Origin of the sequence: Candidatus Fukatsuia symbiotica (genome assembly GCF_003122425.1) — a bacterium.
GTDB lineage: Bacteria > Pseudomonadota > Gammaproteobacteria > Enterobacterales > Enterobacteriaceae > Fukatsuia > Fukatsuia symbiotica.
Genome location: NZ_CP021661.1, coordinates 85570 through 91823, shown reverse-complemented (window position 1 = coordinate 91823; position 6254 = coordinate 85570). Strand labels below are relative to the sequence as shown.

At 48.1% G+C, this 6254-nt stretch carries 4 protein-coding genes and 2 pseudogenes; 3 read left to right on the top strand and 3 right to left on the bottom strand.

The genetic code is table 11. The features are described from left to right. Positions 1-1015 (top strand): annotated as a pseudogene (locus CCS41_RS15095) (Tn3 family transposase); the annotation flags it as partial. A gap of 68 nt (positions 1016-1083) precedes the next feature. Here CCS41_RS15095 and CCS41_RS15090 read toward each other — a convergent pair. Beyond that, positions 1084-4185 (bottom strand): Kelch repeat-containing protein, encoded by a 3102-nt coding sequence (locus CCS41_RS15090; protein ID WP_119797974.1) that lies wholly within the window; start codon positions 4183-4185, stop codon positions 1084-1086. Between the two features lie 331 nt (positions 4186-4516). Here CCS41_RS15090 and CCS41_RS15085 point away from each other — a divergent pair, with 331 nt between their 5' ends. Both CCS41_RS15085 and CCS41_RS16950 read left to right on the top strand, forming a co-directional pair. After that, a complete protein-coding gene (locus CCS41_RS15085) occupies positions 4517-4675 on the top strand; it encodes a ribbon-helix-helix domain-containing protein (protein ID WP_240313957.1) in 159 nt (52 codons plus the stop codon). Positions 4676-4872: 197 nt separating this feature from the next. Further along, positions 4873-5025, top strand: a pseudogene (locus CCS41_RS16950) (type II toxin-antitoxin system RelE/ParE family toxin); the annotation flags it as partial. Positions 5026-5328: 303 nt separating this feature from the next. On the opposite strand, the gene CCS41_RS17875 reads toward CCS41_RS16950, so the two are convergent. Beyond that, a complete protein-coding gene (locus CCS41_RS17875) occupies positions 5329-5694 on the bottom strand; it encodes a transposase zinc-binding domain-containing protein (RefSeq protein ID WP_119797973.1) in 366 nt (121 codons plus the stop codon). Next, positions 5695-6057: a hypothetical protein gene (locus CCS41_RS15830; RefSeq protein WP_205411527.1), complete on the bottom strand. Its 363-nt coding sequence runs from the start codon at positions 6055-6057 to the stop codon at positions 5695-5697. It lies immediately after the preceding gene. Between the last annotated feature and the right edge of the window lie 197 nt (positions 6058-6254).

The following is a 6254-nucleotide window of genomic DNA, read 5'->3' as shown; positions in this document are numbered from 1 at the left end:
AATGCCGATTCCTGTCGGCCATGAAACCGCTTCAACCACGTTACGCGAATTTTGATCTTGGCTCATTATATGCTGCTGTTGACGGGCAGAAGTTCAGCGTGGAGCGGCCAACGGTAAAAGCACGCTCCTCACGTAAATATTTTGGCCGTGGGAAAGGCGTCGTTGCTTATACCTTATTATGTAACCACATCCCGCTTAATGGTTATCTCATTGGCGCACATGAATATGAAGCTCACCACGTTTTCGATATCTGGTATCGAAATACCTCAGACATTGTGCCGACTGCCATTACCGGCGATATGCACAGCGTCAACAAAGCTAATTTTGCCCTACTTCACTGGTTCGGGTTGTGCGCTTCGAACCTCGTTTTACCTCGTTGAATACGTTACTAAAGGAACTCTATTGTGCCGACGAACCATCACAGTACGAAAAGTGCCTTATCCGACCTGTAGGTCAAATCGATCAGGAAATTATTCTCAGTGAGAAAAATCATCTGGAGCAAATCGTTGCCACTCTGGGGTTAAAAGAAATAACACAGGGTACGTTGATCCGTAAGCTATGTACCTACACCTCAGATAATCCGACGAGGCAAGCTTTGTTCGAGTTTGATAAGCTCATCCGCAGTCTCTATACACTGCGTTATCTGCGCAATCCCCAGTTGGCCAGAAATAGCCACCGCTCACAAAATCGAATTGAATCGTACCACCAACTACGGTCAGCGATAGCCCAGATTGGTGGGAAGAAGGAACTGACAGGACAAACAGACATTGAAATCGAGATCAGCAACCAATGCGGTCAATTGCTCGCCAATGTAATCATCTACTATAACTCAGCCCTCTTGTCGCGGTTACTGACGAAGTATGAAGCAACCGGTAATACAAGAGGACTGGAGCTTATCAGACATATGTCACCCGTGGCATGGCAACATATCCTGTTAAACGGCCATTACACATTTATCAGTGACGGGAAAGAAATTGACCTGGATGCAATGATAGCGGGACTTAAGCTGGGGTGACAAAATTTCCGGCGGTTCCGGCGTACAACCCCTTTTTAGAGGTTAATTAACTTTCGCTAATTGTTTTTCTACACTGCTGTGTAGACGTCGAAAGTTACATTTCCTGTCTCACTTGTTGAACTACCTACATTAAGACCCTGTACCCGTACACCTCTTAACGCGAGGCCAGAAGTGACGTTCACGGCACCACTATGTTTAGGGATAAAAGCGAGTTGCCGGTTTCCAGGAAGTAAAGAATATACGTAGTAATCATTATCATGCATACCGTTAGCGTTGTCGTTAGAAGATGTAGGAATATAAATAGTGGCACTGTTCGCCCCACTCTCCCAGCTTCCCCCACCACTACCTATTGTTTCATTAGTTTTCTTAAAAATGCCTGAGGCAGCATTCAGCGTACTTTGCACGGTTATCCGGGGGCTCTGAAGGTTAACTTCAATTGCTTTGGATGCCAACTCCGACTTAACAATTGCATTCAGGGCAATGGCGCTGCCTGCTACAGCATCCATGGCGGTTTTAGAAGCCGCTACAGCTGCCATATCCGCATAATCTAGAGGGTTCAGTCCTGCTAAGCCGGTAGTGAGTTTGGCAATCGCCATTGAGTTCTTCCCAACTTCTGCCATAGCGGTAGAGGAATTTCGTAAGATTTCTCTGGTTGTTGAGGAAGTTGCTACCGCATTCATGGCTATTTGTGAAGCGGCTACGGCATTCATGGCTGTTTGTGAAGCTACTACGTCTGTGAACTTTTCTCCATTATTATCATTTGCCAACCAAGCTTCCAATTGATCACTCTTCAAACCGGGGCGCAAAAGGTAAGCCAACCCATCGGGGTCGCCGAAAAAGAGTTGAAAAAACTGAGTGTGTTTGCTCACGTCTGCCTTATCTTCCTGGGTGAAGAGCAAATTTTCTGAATTTTTATTAAGATAACGCTTATCCGCCGCACCTTGGGTAATTAATCCGTTATCGTCAGTATCAACGTCTTTAATCGCCCCTGTCTTTAAACCGAGATGACTGCGCGCTGTAGCCGTACTCACTAAATCATTCAAATTATCCGAGACATTGAGATAACGGTCATCCGCCGCACCACGGGTAATTAATCCATTATTATCGGTATCCAAATAGGTATATTTTTTTACATCATTAGTCACATCTCGGCCAATAAAGACCGCTTTATTTTTTTCAATTATTTTACATAGATAGTCACTATTAAGCCGGATAATAGAGACCGCTCTCCAAGTTCCACTTGCCGCATGATAGATATCGATTGTCGCGGAATCGTAGTTATCATTACCAGTCTTTCCCCCCAAAAAAATCGCCTTATTCCCTACCACCGCGACGGTAACTAAGTAGTGTGCTTCACTGGCCGTGTGCGTCGTCCAGCTGTTATCCTGGCTGTCATAGATATCGATTGTCGCGGTGAAGCTAGTAGTATATCCCCCGAAGAAAATCGCCTTATTCCCTACCACCGCGACGCCAGCTAAGTAGCGTGCTTCACTGGCCGTGTGCGTCGTCCAGCTGTTACCCTGGCTGTCATAGATATCGATTGTCGCGGAGTAGTTATCATTACCAGTCTTTCCCCCGAAGAAAATCGCCTTATTCCCTACCACCGCGACGGTAGCTAAGTAGCGTGCTTCACTGGCCTTGTGCGTCGTCCAGCTGTTACCCTGACTGTCATAGATATTGGTAGTCTCTCCCCCGAAGAAAATCGCCTTATTCCCTACCACCGCGACGGTAGCTAAGTAGCGTGCTTCACTGGCCGTGTGCGTCGTCCAGCTGTTATCCTGGCTGTCATAGATATCGATTGTCGCGGAGTTGTTATCCTGGCTGTCATAGATATCGATTGTCGCGGAGGGGCTAGCAGTCTTTCCCCCGAAGAAAATCGCCTTATTCCCTACCACCGCGACTTCAGCTAAGTAGCGTGCTTCACTGGCCGTGTGCGTCGTCCAGCTGTTATCCTGGCTGTCATAGATATCGATTGTCGCGGAGTAGTTATCCTGGCTGTCATAGATATCGATTGTCGCGGAGGGGCTAGTAGTCTTTCCCCCCAAAAAAATCGCCTTATTCCCTACCACCGCGATGGCCATGTTTTTACGGTCTATTTTTTTGCCTAAATCGGCAATCATGGGCACCTGGTATTGCCCCTCTTCAATGGCCTGACAGGCTAACGTCGACATACCGATCACATCCAGCGCAGCGCGACTATTCGCCACCGCATTCATGACGGTCTGAGAATTCACTACCACAGCCAGAGCGGGCTCAGCACTCACCATAGCGACTAGCATCGCCTGGCTCTTTACTGCCGCCTTTATCGCACGCGGACTGTTGACCAGCATGGTAAACGCCGCACTGTTGCTGATGATGATCTGTATTGCCACCGAATGGGTGAAAAGGCGGGTGAACTTTTCTTCATTATTATCACTCGCCAACCAGGCTTCCAACTGATCACTCGTCAAGCCTGGCTGTAAAAGATAGGCCAACACATCGGGGTCGTCGACAAAGAGATGAAAAAACTGACTGTGTTTGCTCACGTCTGCCTTATCTGCCTTGGTAGCGAGCAAATTCTCTGAATGCTTCAGATAGCGATTATCCGCCTCCCCGGTGGTAATCAAGTCTGAATGATTTGTCCCGGCATTCTTAACAGCGGCGGTCCCCAATTCAAAATTACTTCGCGCCGTCTTTTTATTCGTTAAATCTTTCAAGTTTTCTGCAGCATGAAGGTAACGCGTATCCGACTCCTTGAAGTTAATCACGTTACTCAGGGTTTCGATGGCCGACGCCGGGATAGTATTGAGCGGTAGGCGTACCAGTTGGATCCGTTCCCCACTTTGTTGGCGCACATCTCTATAGGGTGAGGAGGAATACCCCACGGCCACTAAGGTATCCAGCTCAAAAATGCCAATTTCACGGATTGCTTCCTCTTTTTTATCTTCAGGTAGGATCAGCTCGCCGATGACACTGTTCTTTTCCCTGTCCACCGTCACGCCATCCAGCGGCGCTTGGTAAATGACACTTCTTACCTCCCGTGCCTGCTTAAGGTCTGTGATGGATAAGGGCGTAGAAGCATTGCCTAACGCCATGTGGGTGAGTTGCAGTTTGCTGCCGGACGCACGGGCTTCCTGCAAGCGTTTGTCGCCTTCGGCCGTCCAAGAAAGCATAACGTCGTGGGAGTTCATAGAGACCTTCTCTGGTGTATTGATAGTGGGGGGATAGCGCGCTAGCAGGGCATAACGTCATGCCCTTATTTTTTATTCATCCCGGCGTTTGACTTGTTTTCTGATTTGACGTCGTCAAGGAAGAGGGTCCCCCGCGCGTCCCCTGCGCGGTTATCTACTCAACGCGTCTTTTCTCTTTTTGCTCAAGCGGGGGAGGTCTTCCTGGGTCAGGTGCCTTCTTGCTCTGCTGCTGGAGGGGGGTGCGTATAACGTCATACCTTATACGCACCCAAGTAAATTAGGTGTTATCCTAGAGTCTGTCTGTGTAGCCTATAATAAGTAGGAAGAAACTATGTTAGCTATCCCATTGCCCGTTGAAATCGAAGACCGCTTAGACCAGCTGGCCGAAATGACCGGCAAAACAACGACGCTGTTAGCCAAACAGGCGATCAATGAGTATCTTGAACGTGAATTGTGGCAAATTACTGAGACAGAACACGCCTTAAATTGAAGCGGATACCAATGACTTCGTGCCTGCATCAGAGCTGGCGTTAAAATTTAAACATTGGGGGATCAGTGCAAATTAAATGGTTAAAAAAAACCATTCATAATTTGGATGAAGTGTACGGTTTTCTGGTCAAAGACCATCCCTCTACTGCCCAAAATGTTATCAAAGAGATTTATCGTTCCACTTAGCGACTACGGGATAATCCTGCTTTAGGACGTCCTGGTAGAGTCCCCGGCACACGCGAACTGATTTTACCGCGTTACCCTTATGTTATTCCTTATCGTGTTAAAAATGGAAATATAGAAATTTTGCGTGTTTTTCATACAAAACAAAATTTACCAAAATACTGGTGAGCAGATGACTCAGGAAATTTACAACTGATGAATAGATTATTCCTTCACTATACCCCTCTCACTGTATCGCCAACATAATCAATAAAGTACTACTGACGCGCCTAACGGCTTGTCCTACCCTTCACACCAACAAAAAAACTCGCCTGAGCGAGCTTATAGTATAAGGATAACATCCTAAGTGATTTATACCCGATTTGTATTTACAATGCAAGCGGGAAATGAACACACATCAGACCTTTTCATGGCCGCCCTTTAAGTCGCCTGCACCCTAGATGTTGACAGGCCGTGAAAAGAAAAACCCGCTTAGCAGGGGATAGGGGTTAACGGTTTCTGTGCCAGACGGTACCGCTGTGCGGGCCTCGGCGAGTCACGCGACATAATGACCTGTACCCCCTCATGCCCCGTCTCTTGCTTTTGAGCCCACTGCTCCGTGGCCTTTTTGCCACAGGATGGACAGCTGCGACTTTTACAACTGAATAAAATGCGTTTGGTATGGTCACAGCCTTGGCAGGCACAGCGCCAAATCGTGTAGCCCAGCGTTGATGTTCCACAGGCGAACAGTTTTACCATGGTCTCAACGATGACGTCGCGGAGCTCGTCGGCATGGGTTTCGTAGAACTGCCACCAAGCTCGGCCGCATTGGAAAACATGGCGAAGGCGCGGTAACACTCAGTCGTGCCAAGCATCGTAGTCCGGGCTCCAGGGTCCGTAGTGTACGGTCTGCTGGCCGGACTTAACCGCTTCCATGAAAATATCGAGAGGCATCTTGCTGAGATTAACGCCGCTGCCATCCCGTCGCACAGCGTCGATGATGATGGTGGTTGGCGGATATTCCCCCATGTCGAGGAAGAATTGGGGCCCGAAAGTCAGGCAATGGTGAATGACCCTGTCGATGTCTGCAAACCAGGTCTCGTCGACATCGTCATCGATATGCCCGTAACTATGAGGAATGGAGACCAGATAACGTGGCGGTAAAGGGGCTGACGATTGTCTGGAGGGCTTGCGCTTACGTGGCTTTTTGCTCATGGCCATGCTGGGTTTTACAAGGTGTGAAAAAAGATGATACGGAAGCTTACCAAAACCTGAGCCTTGCAGGCAACCCACCGTTGCCGCCTGCGGCGGCCATGTTCATGGCAAGTGGTAAAATGTGATAGAGATCACAGATGTTGATGGCCGCTGCGGTCTAGCGGATCCGGTTTTTTATTCAATCAATTTTAAAGCCTCATAAA